Origin of the sequence: Streptomyces sp. NBC_00400, from assembly GCF_036048035.1 — a bacterium.
Classification (GTDB): Bacteria; Actinomycetota; Actinomycetes; order Streptomycetales; family Streptomycetaceae; genus Streptomyces.
Genome location: NZ_CP107940.1, coordinates 1,770,843 through 1,791,223 on the forward strand (window position 1 = coordinate 1,770,843; position 20,381 = coordinate 1,791,223).

A 20,381-nucleotide genomic window follows, 5' to 3' on the forward strand; every position below is an offset into this window, starting at 1 on the left:
GGAGTGGCAGATCGTGGTGGTGTGGTGGGCATCGTGTGTGCGGTGGGGGTGGTGCGTCTTCAGGAGAGGACGGCGGGCTTGAGGGTCCGGGCGCACCACTGCTCGAAGGTGGTACGGGAGGCGGTGTCCGGGGTGCGGGAGACGCCTGCGTCGAGGCCTTCGTCCTTGGCCCGTTTCATGTCGACGAGGCCCTGGACGAACGCCTCGTCGAGGCCGTGGCCGACGAGGCCGGTGTACAGCTCGTCGAGCGGCTGGCGTTCGTAGCGGACGGGGCGGCCGAGCTGTTCGGTCATGATGCGGGCCAGGTCGTGGGGGGAGAGGTCCTGCGGCCCGAGGACCGGGACGCTGTCGCTGCCGGTCCACGAGCGCTCCAGCAGCAGACCGGCGGCGACGTCCGCGATGTCGGCGACGGCGACGAGGGGCGCCCTGCGGTCGGCGTCAGAGGTGTCGGTGAAGACACCCTTCTCGCGGATCGAGTCGGCCTCCTCCAGCAGGTTCTCGAAGAAGGACGGGCAGGCCAGGGCCCGGTACGCGACGCCGGTGCCGGCGATGAGGCCGTCCATGGCGAGGGAAGCGGTGACAAGTCCGGCGCGGTCGGCGACCGGGGTGCCGCGGCCGAGCGCGGAGACGCCGACGACGTGGCCGACGCCGTGAGCGGCGAGGGCCTTCGCGGCGGGGCGGGTGAAGCCGCAGTAGGCATCCTCCGGGGGCAGGGAGGCATCCGGGGGGACGAGCCAGAACACGGCGTCCGCACCCTCGAAGGCCCGGTCGACGACCCCGGCGTCGCCGTGCGAGCCGGTGATCACCTCGACGCGTTCGCGCACCGCGCCGGGAAGCCGGGCGGGGTCGCGCACGACCACCCGCAGCTCCTCGTCGTGGGCGGGGGCGGACTCCAGGAGCAGGGGCAGCAGGTGACGGCCGATGTTCCCGGTGGGAGCAGTGATGACGATCATGAAAACCTCATGGGATGTGCCGGATCGGTATGTCCCTCATCCTGCGGAGGCCGCGGCGTTGCCACAATGACAACTTCAGTACGGGATAATTGCCTGAGATGGAATGACGCAGCTGAACAGCCGTCCGATGAGCCGTCCGAGCCTTCATCGACGCCCTCTCGCCACGGCGTCGGACGCTCTGCCGGCGGTGACCGCAGGGGCCGTGCAGGAGAGTGCCCGCCCCGGGCCGGATCCGGGCGGAACGAGCCACCGGCGGGTACTCCACGCCCTGGGTGCAGCGGGGGAAAGCGGCCCCGCTGCACCCGGGCCGCGACCCCGCTGTGCCAGGGCCACGGCCGGTCCGGCACCCTCGCGTGGGAAGCTCAAATCAACCTCTGAACTCGTCCGCCGCAGGGTTCGCTCCGTCCCGCCGCGGCCATGAGTACCGAGACCACGGAGCGTGAGGGGGAGCCATGGAGCGCCTGGGTACGGGAATCGGCTGGCGGCCGGAAATCGCCGCGGAGATTGCGGAGCTGCCCGGGGTGGACTGGGTCGAGGTGGTGGCGGAGAACCTCTGCCCCGGCCATCTGCCGTACGCCCTGCAGGAGTTGCGTGAGCGCGGCACCACCGTCATCCCGCACGGTGTCTCGCTCGGCCTCGGCGGCGCCGACCGCCCGGACGCCGGCCGGCTGACCGCGCTCGCCGAACGCGCCGAGGCGCTGGGCGCGCCGATGGCCACCGAGCACATCGCCTTTGTACGGGCCGGCGGTCCGCTCACCGCCTCCCCGCGGAGGGAGGCCGGGCATCTGCTGCCCGTACCGCGCACCCGTGACGCGCTGGACGTGCTGTGCGAGAACGTACGCATCGCCCAGGACGCCCTGCCGGTGCCGCTGGCGCTGGAGAACATCGCCGCCCTGGTCAACTGGCCGGGCGAGGAGCTGACCGAGGGGCAGTTCCTCGCCGAGCTCGTCGAGCGGACCGGGGTGCGGCTGCTGATCGATGTCGCCAATCTCCACACGAACCACATCAACCGGGGCGAGGACCCGGCGGTCGCCCTGGACGAGCTGCCGCTCGACGCTCTCGCCTACGTCCATGTCGCGGGCGGTGTGGAGCGGGACGGGGTGTGGCACGACAGCCATGCCCACCCGGTGACCCGGCCCGTGCTGGACGTCCTTGCCGAGCTGTGTGCCCGGACCACCCCGCCCGGTGTGCTGCTGGAGCGGGACGAGGACTTCCCCGAGGGCGCGGAGCTGGCCGGTGAACTCGATGCGATACGCACCGTGCTGAAGGAGGCCCGTCATGCCCGGGCGGCTTGAAGGGGTACCGGAGAGCGCGCCGGGCGACGGCGCGGGGGCCGGCGCAGGCGGCAGCAGGGACGGCGACAGCGGCAGCGACAGCGGCACGGGCACCGAAGCGGCGCGGCAGCGGCTGGCGCTGGCGCAGACCGCGCTGCTGTCCGCGCTGGTCGCCGGGACACCGGCCCCTGAGGGCTTCGACCGGGTGCGGCTGCAGGTGCAGAGCCGGGCGCTGACGGCCAAGCGGGCCGCGGTGGTCGCCAAGGTCGCGCCCGAGCTGCCGGACATCCTCGGCGCGGACTACCGGGCCGCGTTCCGGGGCTATGCGCGGCACCGCCCCATGAGCGGCGGCTACCGCCAGGACGCCCTGGACTTCGCGGCCCATCTGCTGGCCCAGGGCCGCCCCGAAGACCCGGCCGCGCGCCGGCAGTTGACGCGCTGGTGGCGGGACCGCGCCGGCCCGAAGCCGCCGTCCGCCCGCCCCCTGGCCCGGCTGGTACGGGCCGTGCGGCGCGCCCTGGACCGGAGCGGGACGTGACGGGGTTCGCCCCTTGGGTCTTCTGGGAGATCGGTGCCGGGTCGCTGGTGCTGCTGTTCGGCGCGGCCTGGGTACGGCTGCGGACGCCGTCCGTCCGGCGGAGGGACGCCGTGGTCCACGACGTGTGGGAGACGGCGTTCCTCGCCGGCGGCCCCGGGCGGGTGGTGGACGCCGCGATCGCCGGGATGCACCAGGACGGCCGGCTCGCCGTGGGCGGCCCGGGGGTGGTGACCGTACGCCAGGCCTTCGCCCATGACGCGGTCGAGGCGGCCGTACTGGACGCGATCGCCCGGACGCCCGGCGGCGCGCTGTCGGTGCTGCGCGCCACGGCGATGCGCAGCCCGGCGGTCCAAGGGGTCGGCGACCGGCTGGCGGCCCGTGGCCTGCTGCACCGTCCGGAGCCCGGACAGCTGTGGCGGCGGTTGGCGAGCGCCCAGATGACGGCCTGTGTGGTGCTCTTCTTCGTCGCGGTGCTGCTGTCCTTCGCGGGGAGCGGCGGGGACGGCGCGTACGGCCCGCCGCCGGCGCTCCTGACGATGCCCGCGGTGGTCGTGGGACTGGTCGTGGCGTCGCTGTGCAAGAAGGTGTTCACCCGCCGGATCACCAAGGCGGGGACCTGCGCGCTGCGCTCCGCGAGGGCGGCCCGGCCCCGAGGGGTCGGCGCGGCCGGGGCCTGGCTGCCCGCCGCGCCAGTGGTGGCACTCGGCGGTACGGCACTGATCGCGGACGAGCTGCTGCGGCGGCAGTTCGAGGAGGCGCACCGCGCCACGGCCGCCGCAGCGGGCAGCGGATCCGGATGGTCCGGCGGCTCCTCGTGCGGTGACGGCGGGGGCGGCTCGGGGAGTGACGGCGGGTCCTGGTGCGGCTCCGCTGACGGCGGCTCCGGGTCGGGGTGCGGCAGCGCCGGTTCGTCCTGTGGCGGCGGCTCGTCGTGCGGGGGCGGTGCGAGCTGTGGCGGCGGCTCCGGCTGCGGGGGCGGTTCGAGCTGCGGGGGCGGCGGCTGCGGCGGTGGCTGAGGGCCCCGGGACGCGCTGTTGAGGGCCCGGGACCCGCTGCCGCCGCCCGCATGGTGAGAAATTTTGTGGCGGTATTTGTACTCATCGCGTAGAACCTTCGGCCATGTGGCTCTTCTTCTTCCTTCTCGCCTCGGCCGCGGCGGCGCTGTCCTGTGCGCTGCTGTGCCGGGCCGCGGTCGCCGCCGCGCGCACCACCCGGCCGGCGCCCGGGACCACCCCGGCCCCCTCCACAACGGGCGACCGCGCCGGGCTGACCCTCTATGAGGTGGCCTACCTCTCCGGCGGCCCGCACCGGCTCGCCGACCTCGTCCTGGTACTGATGGCCCAGCAGCGGCGGCTGCTGCTCACCGACACCGGGTGGGCGACCGTCGTCGACCCGGTCGGCAAGGACGCCGTCGAGCGCGCCACCCTGACCGCCATAGGCCCCGAAGGACAGTGCCGCATACCGCAGATACGGGACACCCTCGTCGGGGATGCCGCGGTGCGGGAGGTGGCCGACCGGCTGGTGACCGACGGGCTGGCGCTGCCCGCCGCGGTCCGCCCCGGCATCGCCACCGCCGTCCGCCTGGTGCAGGGCGCCGCTCTCCTGGTGCCGCTGTTCGCCGCCGCTGCCGCCTGGATGGCGCCGGCCGGCGCGGACAACGGGCTGCTCCTGGGCTGGTTCGCGCTCCCGCTGATCCTCACCCTCGGCACCTGGGCCGTGGCCCGCTTCGAGCTCCACCCGTACAGCGACTGGGCCACCGACGCGGGGGGACAGAAACTGCCCCGCACTTCCAGCTCCCCCGCCCCCCTTCCCCCGCTCACCTCGTTCGCCCTCCGAGGCCCCACCGCCCTCACCGACCCCACCTTGCGCGCCGCGCTCCACTCTTCCGGGGCATAGCCACCGACACCGGTGCCAGGTGCTTTACATCGACAATCGCCGCCCCAACTATCCCTTTTGTATGCACACACGAAGGGACGGCCAGTGAGAGCACTTGCGTTGTACGGCACCATCGGGTCGCTGTTGGTGACCGCCCTCGCCACTGCCCCGGCAGGCGGCGCCACGGGGGCGGCCGCCACGCCACCCGCGCCCGTTGCCCACCGCATCGGCTTCGGCCGCTGCGCACCGGTGGAGCATCTGCCGTCGACCGTCGAGTGCGGCACCCTCACCGTTCCTCTCGACTATGCGCGCCCCGACGGCAAGAAGATCCACCTGACCGTCAGCCGGGTCCGGGCCACCGCACACCGCGAACGGCAGGGCGCCCTGGTCTTCAACCCCGGCGGCCCGGGCGCGTCCAGCATGGAGTTCCCGCTCTACGGCGGGCTCCCCAAGTGGGACAAGCTGGCCCGCGCCTACGACTTCGTGGGCTATGCGCCGCGGGGAGTGGGCCGCTCGGCGCCGCTGTCGTGCCAGGACCCCAAGGAGTTCGCCAAGGCGCCCACCGACAGCCGTCCGCACCCCGACGCGGCCTTCAAGCGCCGGAAAATGGCCCAGGCCCGGGCGTATGCCCGTGGCTGCGTCCGCCGGGCCGGCGCCGACCTGCCGTACTACAACTCCGTCAACAACGCCCGCGACCTGGACATGCTGCGGGCCGCGCTCGGCGAGAAGAAGCTGAACTTCATGGGCGCCTCGTACGGGACGTACTTCGCGGCCCTCTACGCGACGCTCTTCCCCGGCCACGTCCGGCGGATGCTCTTCGACAGTGTGGTCAATCCCGCACCCCGGCAGATCTGGTACCGCAACAACCTCGACCAGGACATCGCCTTCCAGCGCCGCTGGAGCGACTGGCTGCGCTGGACCGCCAGGCACCACGGCCGCTACCACCTCGGCACGACCAAGCGGGCGGTGCAGCACTCCTACGACGCGGCCGCGCGCAAGCTGCGCCGGCACCCGCTGGGCGGAAAGATCGGCGCCGGGCAGCTGCAGTCGGCGTTCCTCAAGACCGGCTACAACGACGCTTTCTGGACGCGGAGCGCCGAGGCGCTCTCGGGGTATCTGCACGGGGACCCCAAGCCGCTGATGGCCCAGGCCATGCCGCAGTCCGGCGGCGCCAGGGCCGAGGAGAACGGCAACGCCGTCTACACCGCGGTCGAGTGCAATGACGCGCGCTGGCCGCACGACTGGCGGACCTGGGACCGGGACAACACCGAGGTCGCCCGGACCGCCCCGTTCGAGACCTGGGACAACGCCTGGATGAACCTGCCCTGCGCCTTCTGGCCCGACCGGTGGCAGGCCGCCACCGCCGAGCTCGACGCCGCCGCGGAACAGGCCGGGCACCACGCCACCGGGCGGGACCTGGCCGACGCCGCCCGTCATGCGACCTCGACCGCGCTCGACGATGTGCTCCACGGGCAGCGCGGTCCGCTCGACGTCCACACGGAGCCCGGCGCGCTGCCGCCGGTGCTGCTGCTGGCGGCCGAGCGCGACGCGGCGACGCCGTACAAGGGTGCGCTGGAGCTGCAGCGGCGGCTGCCCGGCTCCTCGCTGGTCACCGAGAACGGGGCGGGCACCCACGGCATCGCGTTCGGCGAGAACGCCTGTGTGAACCGGTACGTGGAGGCCTATCTGCTGCACGGGAAGATCCCGGCGCGCAAGGTGTACTGCACGTCGCGCTCCGAGCCGGTGCCGGGCCAACAGATGACCCGGGCCCAGCAGCACGCCGTGCCGGGCAAGTAGCGGACCGCATACGCCAACGGGCCGTCCCCCAGGGGACGGCCCGTGGTGCTGTGTGCGCGGCCCGCGTCCGGCCCGGGGCCCGGGCCGGACGCACCGCGCGCCCGGTTACGCCAGGCCCGCGACCAGCTCGGAGACCGGCTTGCGGCGCCCGGTGTAGAAGGGGATCTCCTCGCGGACGTGCATCCGCGCCTCGGAGCCGCGCAGATGGCGCATCAGGTCGACGATGCGGTAGAGCTCATCGGCCTCGAACGCGAGCACCCACTCGTAGTCGCCCAGCGAGAACGACGGCACGGTGTTGGCGCGCACGTCCGGGAAGCCGCGGGCCATCTTGCCGTGGTCGGCGAGCATCCGGCGGCGGTCCTCGTCGGGCAGGAGGTACCACTCGTAGGAGCGCACGAAGGGGTAGACGCTCACATAGGCGCGCGGCTCCTCGTCGGCCAGGAAGGCCGGGATGTGCGACTTGTTGAACTCGGCGGGGCGGTGCAGCGCCATGTTCGACCACACCGGCTCCAGCACACGGCCCAGCCGCGTACGGCGGAAGAGGTTGTACGCCTCCTGGAGGGCGTCCGAGCTCTCCGAGTGCCACCAGATCATGACGTCGGCGTCGGCACGCAGGCCGGACACGTCGTAGGTGCCGCGCACCACCACGTCCTTGGCCGCGAGCTGCGCGAACAGCTCCTCGACCTCCTCGGCGTAGCCGCTGCGGTCCTCCGGGAGGACGTCGCGCAGCTTGAACACCGACCAGAGGGTGTAGCGGATGATCTCGTTGAGGTCCTTGGCCTTCTTGCCGGCGTGCGGAACCTTCTCGGGCGCCGCGGGTGCCTGCGGCGCGGAAGCGGGAGTGGAAGCGTCTGTCATACCGTCCATTCTCACTCGGCGGGGACGGAGTCCTGGCGCAGGGTGGTGAGGATGTCGTCGGCGGCCGTGCGGCCCGAGGCGATGCAGGCCGGGATGCCGACGCCCCCGTAGAGCGCACCGCACACCCGCAGGCCCGGCAGCTGCGCCACGGCGTCGTGGATACGGGCCACCCGCTCCAGGTGGCCGACCGGGTACTGGGGCAGTCCGCCGTCCCAGCGGGTGACCCGCGAGGCGACCGGCGCGGCGGTCAGCCCGACCGCCTCGCGCAGGTCGGCGCGCGAGAAGCCGACGAGTGCGGAGTCCTCCCGCGTCAGATCCTCCTCGTCGCCGTAGCGGCCGAGGGAGGTGCGCAGCACGAAGAGGTCCGGGTCGAAGCGGCCCGACCAGCCCCACTTGTTGCCCGAGAAGGTGGAGGCCTTGATCTTGCGGCCGTCCACGGGCGGGACGAGGAAGCCGCTGCCGGTCAGCCGCCCTTCGACGTCGGCGCGACGGAAGGCCATCGTCACCAGGGCCATGGAGGCGTACTCGACACAGTCCAGCTCGGCGGCCGCGGGCCGGCAGACGGGGGCGAGGAGACGGGCCGTGGCCTGCGCGGGGGTGGCGAGGACGACGGCGTCGGCGGTGAGCGCGGCACCGTCGAGGCCGAGCTGCCAGCCGTCGGGGGTGCGCCGCACCGCGGTGACCGGCGTGCCCGTAAGGATCTCGCCGCCCTTGGCCCGTACGGCATCGGCCACCGCGCCCGGCAGCGTCCCGATGCCGCCCTCGATGCCCATGAAGACCGGTCCGGTCGCGGCGGCCCCGGCCTGGTGGACGGTCGCGGCGGTCCGCGCCTGGATGCCCCGTACGCCGTCGAGCAGGGAACGGTGCGTCCGCGCGGCCTCGAAGAGCGGGGGCACGGCCGCGCGCATCGAGATCCGGTACGCGTCGCCCGCGTACACCCCGCCGAGAAGGGGCTCCACGAGCCGGTCGACGACCTCGCGGCCCAGGCGCCGGGCGACATAGGTGCCGACGGCGACGTCCTCGCCGACCTCGGTGCGCGGCAGCCGGGCGTCCTCGTCGATACGGGCGATGCCCTCCGGGGAGAGCACACCGGAGGCGGTGAGCGGGCCGAGGTCCCCGGGGACACCCATGACATGGCCGGTGGGCATCGGCCGCAGCGCGCCGCGCGTCCACAGGGAGGCACCGGCCGTGGCGGGTGGCTGCAGCCGGTCGCCGATGCCGACGGCGCGCGCGAGATCCACCGCCTCCGGCCGCCTGGCCAGCATCGATTCGGCGCCCAGATCGACCGGGACGCCCGCGATCTCGCCCACCTGCAGTTTGCCGCCGAGCCGGTCCGCCGCTTCCAGGACGGTCACCCGGGCGCCGCCTTCGAGCAGACGGTGCGCCGCCGCCAGCCCGGAGATGCCTCCGCCGATGACGACCACATGACCGGTGCTGCCGGGCCCCCGGCCCGTGGGGGTGTGCGCTGCGCTCATGCCTCCACTCTCTCAGAGCGCGCCGACGGGACCGGGGCCGGATGAGGAGCCGCACACCGTCCGCGGCGGGCGGGCAAGCGGGCGGGCACGGTGTCCGGGAGCCCCGTTGACAGCGGGCAGCGGCGGGCAAAGACTCGTGGTCGGCGGGTGGCGATCTTCGTACCGTCCGCCGACCGTCGAGCCGGGACAGCGAGGACAGGGCCTGATGACCGACCCACGCGTACGGGATGTGTACATCGTCGATGCGGTACGGACCCCCGTCGGCAAGTACGGCGGCGCGCTGGCCGCGGTCCGGCCGGACGATCTCGCCGCCCATGTGGTCAAGGCCCTGGTGGACCGCACACCGGACCTCGACCCGGCGCGGATCGACGATGTCTGTTTCGGTGATGCGAACGGCGCGGGCGAGGACAACCGCAATGTGGCGCGGATGGCGGTGCTGCTGGCGGGGCTGCCGGTGACCGTCCCCGGCGTGACCGTGAACCGGCTGTGCGGGTCCGGTCTGGAGGCGGTCATCCAGGCGGCGCGGGCCATTGCGCACGGCGATGCGCATATCGCGGTGGCGGGCGGTGTGGAGTCGATGAGCCGTGCGCCCTATGTGCTGCGCAAGCCCGAACGCGCCTTCCCTGCGGGCCACCAGGAGATGTTCTCCTCGACGCTGGGCTGGCGGATGGTCAACCCGCGGATGGCCCCGGAGTGGACGGTGGCGCTGGGCGAGGGCGCCGAGCTGATCGCCGACCGGCACGGCATCACCCGCGAGCAGCAGGACGTCTTCGCGCTGGCCAGCCATCAAAAGGCGGTCCGCGCCTGGCGGGAGGGCGGCTACGACGACGAGGTGGTGCCGCTGCCCGAGGTGGACCTGCTGCGGGACGAGACGATCCGGGAGGCGTCGTCCCTGGAGTCGCTGTCCAAGCTGAAGCCGGTGTTCCGTTCGGCCGGGGGCACGGTCACCGCCGGGAACTCCTCGCCGCTCAACGACGGTGCGGCGGCCCTGCTGCTGGTGGACCAGGAGGGCCTGCGGGCCACCGGCCGCGAACCGCTGGCCCGTATCCGTGCGAGCGCGGTGACCGGCATCGAGCCGCAGCTGTTCGGCCTGGGGCCGGTGGAGGCGGTACGGCGGGCCCTGGAGCGGTCCGGGCGCGGCTTCGCCGAGGTGGCGACGTGCGAGCTCAACGAGGCGTTCGCGGCGCAGGCGTTGGGCTGCATCGGGCAGTGGCCCGACCTGGATCCCGCCGTGGTCAATCCGCGCGGCGGCGCCATCGCCATCGGCCACCCGCTGGGCGCCTCCGGTGCCCGTCTCGCGGGGGCGGTGGCCCACCAGCTCGCCGCGCTGGGCTCGGGCACCGGGCTCGCCACGCTGTGCATCGGTGTGGGGCAGGGGCTCGCGCTGGTCCTGGAGCGCTGAGGGCCGCGGCGCGGTCCGGCCCGTAATCTGGCGGGCGGAAGCGGGCGGAAGCGGGCGGCACCGCGCGCATGCGGCGCGGCGCTGCCGGCACTCGGCGAAGGGGCACACGTATGGCGGCGGAGCACCTGGTCATTGTCGGGGGCGATGCGGCGGGGATGGCCGCCGCATCGCAGGCACGCCGGCTGCGGAAGCCGGCCGAGCTGGCGATCACCGCGTTCGAGCGCAGCCATTTCACCTCGTACTCCGCCTGCGGTATCCCGTACTGGGTGGGCGGCGAGGTCGACGGCCCGGACGCGCTGATCGCCCGCACGGCCGAGGAACACCGCGCCCGGGACATCGATCTGCGGATGCGCTGCGAGGTCACCGAACTCGACCTGGACCGGGGCCGGGTGCGCTTCAGGGAGCTGGAGGACGGCGGCCGCGCGTCATGGACCGGCTTCGACAAGCTGGTGCTGGCGACCGGCGCACGCCCGCGCCGGCCCGGTCTGCCGGGGATCGACGCGCCCGGCGTGCACGGCGTGCAGACGCTGGACGACGGCAGGGCCCTGCTGGACACCCTCGATGCCTCCCCGGGCCGGCGGGCGGTCGTCGTCGGCGCCGGCTACATCGGTGTGGAGATGGCCGAGGCCCTGATCCGCCGCGGCTACCAGGTCACCGTCCTGGAGCAGAGCGCGCAGCCGATGTCCACCCTCGACCCGGACATGGGCGCGCTCGTCCATGAGGCGATGTGCGCGATGGGCATCGAGACGGTACGCGGAGCGACCGTCACCGGTGTGCTGACCGACGGGGGAGGCTCCTCCGGGCGAGACCGGGGCGGCCGGGGCGGCCGGGTCCGCGCGGTCACCACCGAGGACGCCGAGTACCCGGCGGATGTGGTCGTGCTGGGCCTGGGCGTACGCCCCGAGACCACGCTCGCCGCCGCGGCCGGTCTGCCGCTGGGCGCGTCCGGCGGACTGCTCACCGACCTCGCCATGCGGGTGCGGGGCCACGAGCACATCTGGGCGGGCGGCGACTGCGTCGAGGTGCTGGACCTGGTCTCCGGACAGCTGCGCCATATCGCGCTGGGCACCCACGCCAACAAGCACGGGCAGGTCATCGGCACCAATGCGGGCGGCGGCTATGCGACCTTCCCCGGTGTCGTCGGCACGGCCGTCAGCAAGGTCTGCGATCTGGAGATCGCCCGGACGGGGCTGCTGGAGCGCGAGGCGCACGCCGCCGGGCTGCGCTTCGTCACGGTGACCGTCGAGGCCGGCAACCGCGCCGGCTACTACCCCGGCGCCCGTCCGATGCACGTCAAGATGCTCGCCGAGCGCCGTACGGGCCGGCTGCTGGGGGTGCAGATCGTCGGCCGGGAGGGCGCCGGCAAGCGGGTGGACGTCGCGGCGGTGGCGCTGACGGCCGGCATGACGGTGGAGCAGATGACCGCGCTCGACCTCGGCTATGCCCCGCCGTTCTCCCCGGTCTGGGACCCCGTCCTGGTGGCGGCCCGCAAGGCCGCCGGTGCCGTACGGGACGCCGGGGCCTGACACCGCCGGCACCGGCCCGCCGGCACCGGATCCGTCGCCGCCCGCCGCGCTCCGCTCAGCGCGCCGTCTGCGTGTGGACGTACTCGACGAGGCGGGTCAGCGCGTCCGGGTCGGTGGAGGGCAGGACACCGTGGCCGAGGTTGAAGATGTGGCCGTCCAGGCCGGCGGCCGCGTCCAGAACCTCGCGGGCCTTGGTCTCGACGGCCTCGCGGGGCGCGAAGAGCACGGCCGGGTCGATGTTGCCCTGCAGCGCCTTGCCGGCACCGACACGGCGGGCCGCCTCGTCCATCGGGACCCGCCAGTCGACGCCGACGACATCCGCGCCCGCCTCGCCCATCAGCCCGAGGAGTTCGCCGGTGCCGACACCGAAGTGGATACGCGGTACGCCCAGGCCCTCGACCGCCCGGAAGACCTTGGCGGAGGCGGGCATCACCGAGCGGCGGTAGTCGGCCGGCGAGAGCGCCCCGACCCAGGAGTCGAAGAGCTGGACGGCGCTCGCCCCGGCCTCGATCTGGACCTTGAGGAAGGCGGCGGTGATGTCGGCGAGCCGGTCCAGCAGGTCGGCCCACAGCTGCGGGTCGCCGTACATGAGGGCCTTGGTGCGCTCGTGGTTACGGGACGGGCCGCCCTCGACGAGGTAGCTGGCGAGCGTGAAGGGCGCACCGGCGAAGCCGATCAGGGGCGTGGCACCCAGCTCGCGGACGAGCAGGCCGATGGCCTCGGTGACGTAACTGACGTCGCCGGGCTCCAGGGCGCGCAGCTGCGCCAGGTCGGCGCGGGTGCGGATCGGGTTCTCGACGACCGGACCGACGCCCGGCTTGATGTCGAGGTCGATACCGATGGCCTTGAGGGGGACGACGATGTCGCTGAAGTAGATGGCGGCGTCGACGTGGTGGCGGCGCACGGGCTGCAGGGTGATCTCGGTGACGAGATCGGGCCGCATGCAGGAGTCGAGCATCGCGATGCCCTCGCGGACCTTGCGGTACTCGGGCAGTGAGCGCCCGGCCTGGCGCATGAACCACACCGGGGTGTGCGGCACCGGCTCACGCCGGCACGCCTTGAGGAAAGCCGAGTCGTGTGTACCGGTCTGCTGCTGGCCCGTGGGGCATTCGTTGGCGCTCACGCCCCAAATCTTCGCACGCCGGGCCGCACGCCGAACGGGCCAGGTGGCCGATATCTCCGCATGCGCCCGGGGGCGCCTCCGAATGGGCGACGCGCGCACCGGGTGTCCTCCCCGTATGCGGGCCCGGTTCCGCCTAATCTTCCGGGCATGGCTGCGGCTCACGAACACCTCGCGGACGGCGCGGACGAGGCCCCGATCCCCTTCCGTCAGGCGGTCGAAGCGCTCCGCGCGGCACGACTGCGGCCGGAGATCGAAATCGATCCGACGCCCGCTCCCAAACGGCTCGCCCCGTATGCGTACGCGCTGGAGGCGGCGGTCGTCGAACGCGGATCGGGTCCGGGCGGCGAGGACAGGGATCTGGCGGACGGCCGGCTGGTGGTGCTGCACAACCCGGCCGGGGACGACACCTGGCAGGGCACCTTCCGGGTGGTGACGCTGGCGCGCGCGGAGCTGGAGCCGGAGATGGGCGCCGATCCGCTGCTGCCGGAGGTGTCCTGGTCCTGGCTCACCGGTGCGCTGGATGCGCGCGGGGTGCGCTACGGCGCACCGAGCGGGACGGTGACCCGAGCCGGCTCGCACTACTTCGGCGGGCTCGCGGCGCGCGAGCCCGCGACGCAGATCGAGATCCGGGCGTCGTGGACACCGGCCGAGGGCCCCGGCGGGGTGCCGGAGCTGGCGGTGCATCTGTCGGCGTGGTGCGATCTGCTCTGCCAGGTGGCGGGCCTGCCGCCGGCCACGCCCGATATGGCGCCGCGCGGCGGGATCGTCCCGCTGCCCCAGCGCCGCGGTGCCCAGCCCCGCTGAGCTGCCCCTTCCCCTGTTTCCCTGCCCCGGTGAGCACGTGTGCGCGGAGCCGGTCCGGTGGTGCGCCCGCGTGCGGCCGGCGCCGTGATCACCGTGCCGTCGTCTCTTGCGGGAATCCGGACGGGATTGCGTACGGCTTTGATCATCTCGGTGCGCACCCGGTGCCCACCTCTGATCGATCACCCATCCGATTTGCCCGAATTGCCCCTAACTAAATCGTGATCAAAGTCTAAAGTCCCGCCGGATTGCTGCCGAAGAGGTCAGTGACCCTTCAAACACGGATCATTCCGGCTTCCCCCAGCCGGCTTCCGTCCCTCGCCACTCCCCCCAGGAGGCCCGGTGTCTGTTCTCCTCGAGCAACCTTCGAGCCTGGTCGCCTACCGCCCGAACAAGCCGACGGCCATGGTCGTCGTGGCCGACCCTCGCGTCCGCTCCACCGTCACCCGCCACCTGTGGGCCCTCGGAGTGCGTGACGTGATCGAGGCGTCGTCCATCGCGGAGGCCCGTCCCCGCGTCGGCAACCCGCGCGACATCTGCGTTGCCGACGTCCACCTTCCCGACGGCTCCGGCCTCACCCTCCTGTCCGAGACCCGGGCGGCGGGCTGGCCCAACGGCCTGGCGCTGTCCGCGGCCGACGACATCGGCGCCGTGCGCAACGCCCTGGCCGGCGGCGTCAAGGGCTATGTCGTCACCGGCACCCGCACCAACCTGGGCCTTCCGGGCCGTCCCGGCACCTCACCCATCGGCGCCACCGCGGCCCGTATGCAGCGCCGCCCGCCGGGCGCCCCCGGCCACCCCGGCGGCTACCGCGAGCTGTCGGGCCGCGAGGTCGAGGTGTTGCGGCTGGTGGCGGAGGGCCAGTCCAACAAGGCCATCGGCGTCTCGATGGGGCTGTCGGCCCTGACCGTGAAGAGCCACCTGGCCCGCATCGCCCGCAAGCTCGGTACCGGTGACCGGGCCGGAATGGTGGCGGTCGCACTGCGCACCGGCATCATTCACTGACCGTTCATCCGACCGGCTCGCCCGTCGAGGGAACGTTCCCTCGACGGGCGACGTGCATACACAGATACCCTTGACTGGTGACCGACGCCCAAAAGACCGCAGCAGACATGACACTGCGAGCACCCGGAGACTCGCCTCCGGATTCCCGACCGGCGCCGGTCCCTCTCCTGGAGCCCCGCGAGGGCATCCCCCCGGTGACCGCCTCCGACGGGGAGCTCGCCGGGATCGTGGCCGCCTTCGCGGCCGGCACGGGCCCGGTGGCCGTCGACGCCGAGCGGGCCTCGGGGTACCGCTACGGCCAGCGCGCCTACCTCGTACAGCTGCGCCGCGAAGGCGCCGGCAGCGCACTGATCGACCCGGTCGGCTGCCCCGACCTGTCGGCGCTGGGGGAGGCGATCGGCGACGCCGAGTGGGTGCTGCACGCAGCCACCCAGGACCTTCCGTGCCTGCGTGACATAGGGATGGTCCCCACCCGGCTGTTCGACACCGAGCTGGCCGGACGGCTGGCGGGCTTCGCCCGGGTCGGCCTGGGCGCCATGGTCGAGAACGTCCTCGGCTTCGCTCTGGAGAAGGGCCACTCCGCCGTCGACTGGTCCACCCGCCCGCTGCCCGAGCCCTGGCTGCGCTATGCCGCGCTCGATGTCGAGCTGCTGGTGGATCTGCGCGATGCGCTGGAGGAGGAGCTGGAGCAGCAGGGGAAGCTGGAGTGGGCCCGGCAGGAGTTCGCGGCCATCGCCGCCGCTCCCCCGCCGCCGCCCCGCAAGGACCCCTGGCGCCGCACCTCCGGCATGCACAAGGTCAGACGGCGCCGTCAGATGGCGGTCGTACGGGAGCTGTGGACGGCCCGTGACCAGGTGGCCCAGCGGCGCGACGTCTCACCCGGCAAGGTGCTCGGGGACGCCGCGATCGTGGAGGCGGCGCTGAATCTGCCGCCGAACAGCCATGCCCTGGCCGCGCTGCCGGGCTTCGGCCACCGTATGGGCCGCCGGCAGCTGGAGCAGTGGCAGGCCGCCGTCGACCGCGCCCGCACGCTGGCCGAGAACGAGCTGCCGCAGCCCGGCCAGCCGCTCAACGGGCCGCCGCCGCCCCGTTCCTGGGCCGACAAGGACCCGGTCGCCGCGGCCCGGCTGTCGGCCGCCCGCGCGGCGGTCACCGCGCTCGCCGAGGACCTGAATCTCCCGCAGGAGAACCTGATCACTCCGGACACGGTGCGCCGGCTGTGCTGGGAGCCGCCGGCCGAGCCGAGCCAGGAGTCGGTCGCCGAGGTGCTGAAGGGCCACGGCGCCCGTCCCTGGCAGATCGAGCAGGTCGCACCGATCCTCACCGAGGCGCTGCTGACCGACGCCGGCTGACGCGGGCGGCACGGCGCCGACGGAAATGCGGCGGCACCCCTGGGGGTGCCGCCGCATTTCCCGGTCCCGCTAGTCGTTGTTGGTGTGCGTCCACAGGACCTTGCGGTTGGTCGCGTCGATCCCGTAGGTCGTCTGGTTCCAGTCGGCGGGGGTCACGACGCCCACGGTCCAGGCCACCGCGTCGCTCCCGTTCTCGGCGTTGCCGAGTTCGATGGTGGTGACGGTGCCCTTCGTCTTCTCGGTGGCCGTCTCCGCGGCCTGTTGGGCCGTGACCTTGGCCTTGGACAGCTGGCCGGCGAGATGCTGCTTGTCGCCGGAGCTGTCCGACTCGGTGCGCGACTGCGTCAGCTTCCCGGAGACCGCATCGACGTGGCCGTCGTGCACCGTCCCGTCGGACGTCGCTACCGCGGTGCTCCAGTAGGGGCTGGTGGGTGAGCCCTTGAGCTCCGCGGCGATCGGCTTCGAGGAGGGGACGGCCGCCACGGCCGCCTTCAGGGCCTGCTGGTACCCCACCTTGGCCTTGGGGATCAGAGCCTTCCGCTGAGCCTGGTCCGAGTTGAGCGAACTGCTCGGGGAGGCGGGGGCGGAGGCGGGCACCGCCCGCGGGGGGCCGGCGTCCTTCTGGGGGGCCTTGTCGCTGTTCCCGCAGCCCGACAGCAGCGCGCCCGCGGCGGCGACGGCGCAGACCAGACCGATCGCGCGCGGCCCCGCCGGGCGCCCGCACCGGGTCACGACACCACTCATATTCGTCTCCATATGGGCACTTTAGGTGTGTGATGGGATGAATTGCGCCAAGACCCGACCGCGTTCGGCCGTTTTCGGTCGCCCCGTTCCGCCACTTGCCATGTCGTCACCCGGCGGGCACCCCCTCCGCCGGGTGTGACGTTCACCGCTCCGGGCGGTGGGGGTGTGCAGTCTGGTTACCCGTAAGTAGCATGTCGGTGTGAAGCGTCCCCCGGGGCGCCCCGCAGCAGTGCCATCCCGCACCTGGAGGAGAGCCAACGTGCCTCGTACCGCTAGGGACGTCGTCTTCGTCGACGGCGTCCGCACCCCGTTCGGCAAGGCGGGCCCGAAGGGCATCTACCACGAGACCCGCGCCGACGATCTCGTCGTGAAGGCCATCCGGGAGCTGCTGCGCCGCAACCCGGCCCTGGACCCCGCGAAGATCGACGAGGTCGCCATCGCCGCCACCACCCAGATCGGTGACCAGGGTCTGACCCTCGGCCGGACCGCCGGCATCCTGGCCGGCCTGCCGCAGTCCGTGCCCGGTTACTCCATCGACCGCATGTGTGCCGGTGCGCTGACCGCCGTGACCGCCACCGCGGGCTCCATCGCCTTCGGTGCGTACGACGCCGTCATCGCCGGCGGTGTCGAGCACATGGGGCGCCACCCCATGGGCGAGGCCGTCGACCCCAACCCGCGGTTCGTGAGCGAGAAGCTCGTCGACCAGTCCGCGCTGTTCATGGGCATGACCGCGGAGAACCTTCACGACCGCTACCCGCAGATCACCAAGCAGCGCGCCGACGCATACGCCGTGCGCTCGCAGGAGAAGGCGGCGAAGGCGTACGCGAACGGCAAGATCCAGCAGGACCTGGTGCCGGTCTCGGTGCGCAACACCAACGCGGAGGTCGGCGAGACCGGCTGGGGCCTGGTGACCGCCGACGAGCCGATGCGCCCGGGGACCACCCTGGAGAACCTCGCGGGCCTGAAGACGCCGTTCCGTACCCACGGCCGCGTCACGGCCGGTAACGCCGCGGGTCTCAACGACGGCGCGACCGCCTCGATCCTCGCCTCCGAGGACTTCGCCCGGGAGCACGACCTCCCGGTCAAGATGCGCCTGGTCTCCTACGCCTTCGCGGGCGTCGAGCCCGAGGTCATGGGCTACGGCCCGATCCCGGCCACCGAGAAGGCCCTCGCCAAGGCGGGCCTGGGCATCGGCGACATCGACCTGTTCGAGGTCAACGAGGCCTTCGCCGTGCAGGTGCTCGCCTTCCTCGACCACTACGGCATCGCCGACGACGACGCGCGCGTCAACCAGTACGGCGGCGCCATCGCCTTCGGCCACCCGCTGGCCTCCTCCGGCGTCCGGTTGATGACCCAGCTGGCCCGCCAGTTCGAGGAGCAGCCGGAGGTCCGCTACGGCCTGACCACCATGTGCGTCGGCTTCGGCATGGGCGCGACGGTCATCTGGGAGAACCCGAACCACAAGGACGCCGGAGGCAACAAGTGAGCACCACCACCGCCGAACTCCTGAAGGGTGCGGCCGAGCTGTTCCCGGACGAGGTCGTCACCTCGGCGCACGTCCGCCACCTCGACCTGCCGTACGGCGCGGGCAGGTTCGCGCTGATCACGCTGGACAACGGCTTCGACCACACCAAGCCGACCACCTTCGGCCCCGGCTCGCTGGCGAACCTCAACGCCGCCATCGACCAGGTCGAGAAGGAGGCCGCGGACGGCGACATCGTCGGCGTCGGCGTCACCGGCAAGCCGTTCATCTTCGCCGTCGGCGCCGACCTCAAGGGCGTCGAGCTGCTGAAGCGGCACGAGGACGCGCTGGCCATCGGCAAGGGCGGCCACGAGGTCTTCAAGCGGCTCGCGAAGCTCGCCGTACCGACCTTCGCGTACTACAACGGTGCCGCGATGGGCGGTGGCGTCGAGGTCGGTCTGCACTGCTCCTACCGCACCGTCTCCAAGGCCCTCCCGGCCTTCTCGCTGCCCGAGGTCTTCCTCGGCCTCGTCCCGGGCTGGGGCGGCTGTGCGCTGCTGCCGAACCTCATCGGCGCGGACAAGGCCGTCTCGGTCATCATCGAGAACTCGCTCAACCAGAACAAGCAGCTCAAGGGCCAGCAGGTCTTCGACCTCGGCATCGCGGACGCGATCTTCGAGGGCGCGGACTTCCTGGAGCAGTCGCTGATCTGGACCGCGAACGTCCTCAAGGGCGACGTGGCCGTCGAGCGCGCCGAGATCGACCGCGGTGACGCCTGGGACCAGGCCGTCGCCAAGGGCAAGTTCATCGCCGACGGCAAGGTGCACGGCGCCGCCCCGGCCGCCTACCGCGCGCTGGACATCATCGCCGCGGCCAAGGACGGCGACCTGCAGGCCGGTTTCGACGCCGAGGACCAGGCCCTGGCGGACCTGATCATGGGCGGCGAACTCCGCGCCGGCATCTACTCGTTCAACCTGGTGCAGAAGCGTGCCAAGCGGCCCGCCGGTGCGCCGGACAAGAACCTGGCGCGTCCGGTCAGCAAGGTCGGTGTCGTCGGCGCCGGTCTGATGGCCTCGCAGCTGGCCCTGCTGTTCCTGCGCCGCCTGGAGGTGCCGGTCGTGCTGACCGACATCGACCAGGAGCGTGTCGACAAGGGTGTGGGCTACGTCCACGCCGAGATCGACAAGCTGTTCGGCAAGGGCCGGATCAACCAGGACAAGGCCAACCGCCTCAAGGCCCTGGTCTCCGGTGTCCTCGACAAGGCCGAGGGCTTCTCCGACGCCGACTTCATCATCGAGGCGGTCTTCGAGGAGATCGGCGTCAAGCAGCAGGTGTTCGCGGAGGTGGAGGCCGTCGCCCCGGCGCACGCCATCCTCGCCACCAACACCTCCTCGCTGTCCGTCTCCGAGATGGCCTCGAAGCTGAAGCACCCCGAGCGGGTCGTCGGCTTCCACTTCTTCAACCCGGTCGCGATCCTCCCGCTGCTGGAGATCGTCCGCGGCGAGAAGACCGACGACGCCTCGCTGGCCACCGCGTTCGGTGTCGCCAAGAAGCTGAAGAAGACCGCGGTGCTCACCAAGGACGCCCCGGCGTTCGTCGTCAACCGCATCCTGACCCGCTTCATGGGCGAGATCCAGAACGTCATCGACGAGGGCACCCCGGTCGAGACGGCGGAGAAGGCCATCGAACCGCTCGGCCTGCCGATGTCGCCGCTGGTGCTGCTGGAGCTGGTCGGCCCGGCGATCGGTCTGCACGTCTCCGAAACGCTCAACCGCGCCTTCCCGGAGCGCTTCAAGGTCTCCCCGAACCTCAAGGCCGTCGTCGAGGCCGGCAAGCGCGGCTTCTACGTCTACGACTCCGGTAAGCCGGAGCTGGACCCCGAGGTCGCAGCCCTCCTCAAGCAGGGCGACTCGGTGCTGACGGAGGAGCAGGTCCGCGACCGCGTCCTGGACGCCGTGGCACAGGAGATCGGCCTGATGCTGGACGAGGGCGTCGTCGCCGAGGCGCAGGACATCGACCTGTGCCTGATCACCGGCGCCGGCTGGCCCTTCCACCTGGGCGGCATCACGCCGTACCTGGACCGCGCGGGCGTCTCCGAGCGGGTGCGGGGCAAGAAGTTCCTGGCTCCCGGCATCGCGAGCGTTCCCGCGTAAGGACGCACTGATCACCACGGCGCGGGCCGGCTCGGCGGAGCCG

Annotated in this window: 15 protein-coding genes and 1 pseudogene; 11 read left to right on the top strand and 5 right to left on the bottom strand. The window is 72.7% G+C overall.

Annotated elements, in window-relative coordinates; genetic code table 11:
- Window positions 1-59: 59 nt before the first annotated feature.
- A complete protein-coding gene (locus OHS81_RS07815) occupies window positions 60-953 on the bottom strand; it encodes an NAD(P)H-binding protein (protein ID WP_328383734.1) in 894 nt (297 codons plus the stop codon).
- A 452-nt stretch (window positions 954-1,405) separates the two neighbouring features.
- Here OHS81_RS07815 and OHS81_RS07820 point away from each other — a divergent pair.
- The 4 genes and pseudogenes from OHS81_RS07820 (at window position 1,406) to OHS81_RS07835 (ending at window position 6,437) form a co-directional block, all read left to right on the top strand.
- Window positions 1,406-2,765: pseudogene (locus tag OHS81_RS07820) on the top strand (DUF692 domain-containing protein).
- Complete coding sequence (locus OHS81_RS07825; RefSeq protein ID WP_328383736.1) at window positions 2,762-3,781, top strand: TIGR04222 domain-containing membrane protein; 1,020 nt, start codon at window positions 2,762-2,764, stop codon at window positions 3,779-3,781. The pseudogene OHS81_RS07820 and the gene OHS81_RS07825 overlap by 4 nt, the downstream one beginning before the upstream one ends.
- A 103-nt stretch (window positions 3,782-3,884) precedes the next feature.
- Entirely contained in the window at window positions 3,885-4,661 is a 777-nt protein-coding gene (locus OHS81_RS07830) for a TIGR04222 domain-containing membrane protein (protein WP_328383738.1), read from the top strand.
- A gap of 84 nt (window positions 4,662-4,745) precedes the next feature.
- Window positions 4,746-6,437: an alpha/beta hydrolase gene (locus OHS81_RS07835; RefSeq protein WP_328383740.1), complete on the top strand. Its 1,692-nt coding sequence runs from the start codon at window positions 4,746-4,748 to the stop codon at window positions 6,435-6,437.
- A 105-nt stretch (window positions 6,438-6,542) separates the two neighbouring features.
- Here the strand turns inward: OHS81_RS07835 and hemQ are convergent, their stop codons facing one another.
- On the bottom strand, window positions 6,543-7,295 hold the full coding sequence (hemQ, locus tag OHS81_RS07840; RefSeq protein WP_093493403.1) for a hydrogen peroxide-dependent heme synthase: 753 nt from the start codon (window positions 7,293-7,295) through the stop codon (window positions 6,543-6,545).
- A gap of 11 nt (window positions 7,296-7,306) precedes the next feature.
- A complete protein-coding gene (gene hemG, locus OHS81_RS07845) occupies window positions 7,307-8,770 on the bottom strand; it encodes a protoporphyrinogen oxidase (RefSeq protein WP_328383744.1) in 1,464 nt (487 codons plus the stop codon).
- Window positions 8,771-8,975: 205 nt separating this feature from the next.
- On the opposite strand from hemG, the gene OHS81_RS07850 reads away from it, so the two are divergent.
- Window positions 8,976-10,172, top strand: a complete 1,197-nt coding sequence (locus OHS81_RS07850) for a thiolase family protein (RefSeq protein ID WP_328383746.1) — start codon at window positions 8,976-8,978, stop codon at window positions 10,170-10,172.
- Window positions 10,173-10,282: 110 nt separating this feature from the next.
- The gene (locus OHS81_RS07855; protein WP_328383748.1) at window positions 10,283-11,698 is read left to right on the top strand and encodes an FAD-dependent oxidoreductase; all 1,416 of its coding nucleotides are present in this window, start codon (window positions 10,283-10,285) and stop codon (window positions 11,696-11,698) included.
- Between the two features lie 55 nt (window positions 11,699-11,753).
- Here the strand turns inward: OHS81_RS07855 and hemE are convergent, their stop codons facing one another.
- Window positions 11,754-12,821 (bottom strand): uroporphyrinogen decarboxylase, encoded by a 1,068-nt coding sequence (gene hemE, locus OHS81_RS07860; protein WP_328383750.1) that lies wholly within the window; start codon window positions 12,819-12,821, stop codon window positions 11,754-11,756.
- A 147-nt stretch (window positions 12,822-12,968) separates the two neighbouring features.
- Between hemE and OHS81_RS07865 the strand changes: the two genes are divergently transcribed.
- The 3 genes from OHS81_RS07865 (at window position 12,969) to OHS81_RS07875 (ending at window position 15,979) form a co-directional block, all read left to right on the top strand.
- Window positions 12,969-13,625, top strand: coding sequence for a DUF3000 domain-containing protein (locus tag OHS81_RS07865; protein WP_328383752.1), 657 nt, complete (start codon window positions 12,969-12,971; stop codon window positions 13,623-13,625).
- A gap of 339 nt (window positions 13,626-13,964) precedes the next feature.
- Window positions 13,965-14,627, top strand: coding sequence for a response regulator transcription factor (locus OHS81_RS07870; RefSeq protein ID WP_088800537.1), 663 nt, complete (start codon window positions 13,965-13,967; stop codon window positions 14,625-14,627).
- Between the two features lie 77 nt (window positions 14,628-14,704).
- Window positions 14,705-15,979: a ribonuclease D gene (locus OHS81_RS07875; protein ID WP_328383755.1), complete on the top strand. Its 1,275-nt coding sequence runs from the start codon at window positions 14,705-14,707 to the stop codon at window positions 15,977-15,979.
- A gap of 69 nt (window positions 15,980-16,048) precedes the next feature.
- Here OHS81_RS07875 and OHS81_RS07880 read toward each other — a convergent pair whose 3' ends face one another.
- Window positions 16,049-16,723, bottom strand: coding sequence for a PepSY domain-containing protein (locus tag OHS81_RS07880; RefSeq protein WP_328383757.1), 675 nt, complete (start codon window positions 16,721-16,723; stop codon window positions 16,049-16,051).
- Window positions 16,724-16,982: 259 nt separating this feature from the next.
- Here OHS81_RS07880 and OHS81_RS07885 point away from each other — a divergent pair, with 259 nt between their 5' ends.
- A complete protein-coding gene (locus tag OHS81_RS07885; protein WP_328383759.1) occupies window positions 16,983-18,209 on the top strand; it encodes a thiolase family protein in 1,227 nt (408 codons plus the stop codon).
- Entirely contained in the window at window positions 18,206-20,338 is a 2,133-nt protein-coding gene (locus OHS81_RS07890) for a 3-hydroxyacyl-CoA dehydrogenase NAD-binding domain-containing protein (protein WP_328383761.1), read from the top strand. The genes OHS81_RS07885 and OHS81_RS07890 overlap by 4 nt, the downstream gene beginning before the upstream one ends.
- The last annotated feature ends 43 nt before the right edge of the window (window positions 20,339-20,381 follow it).

Coding starts and splice junctions, on each gene's coding strand:
- OHS81_RS07815 (WP_328383734.1), bottom strand. CDS start 953: ATGATCGTCATCACTGCTCCCACCGGGAACATCGGCCGTCACCTGCTG.
- OHS81_RS07830 (WP_328383738.1), top strand. CDS start 3,885: ATGTGGCTCTTCTTCTTCCTTCTCGCCTCGGCCGCGGCGGCGCTGTCC.
- hemQ (WP_093493403.1), bottom strand. CDS start 7,295: ATGACAGACGCTTCCACTCCCGCTTCCGCGCCGCAGGCACCCGCGGCG.
- hemG (WP_328383744.1), bottom strand. CDS start 8,770: ATGAGCGCAGCGCACACCCCCACGGGCCGGGGGCCCGGCAGCACCGGT.
- OHS81_RS07850 (WP_328383746.1), top strand. CDS start 8,976: ATGACCGACCCACGCGTACGGGATGTGTACATCGTCGATGCGGTACGG.
- OHS81_RS07855 (WP_328383748.1), top strand. CDS start 10,283: ATGGCGGCGGAGCACCTGGTCATTGTCGGGGGCGATGCGGCGGGGATG.
- OHS81_RS07865 (WP_328383752.1), top strand. CDS start 12,969: ATGGCTGCGGCTCACGAACACCTCGCGGACGGCGCGGACGAGGCCCCG.
- OHS81_RS07880 (WP_328383757.1), bottom strand. CDS start 16,723: ATGAGTGGTGTCGTGACCCGGTGCGGGCGCCCGGCGGGGCCGCGCGCG.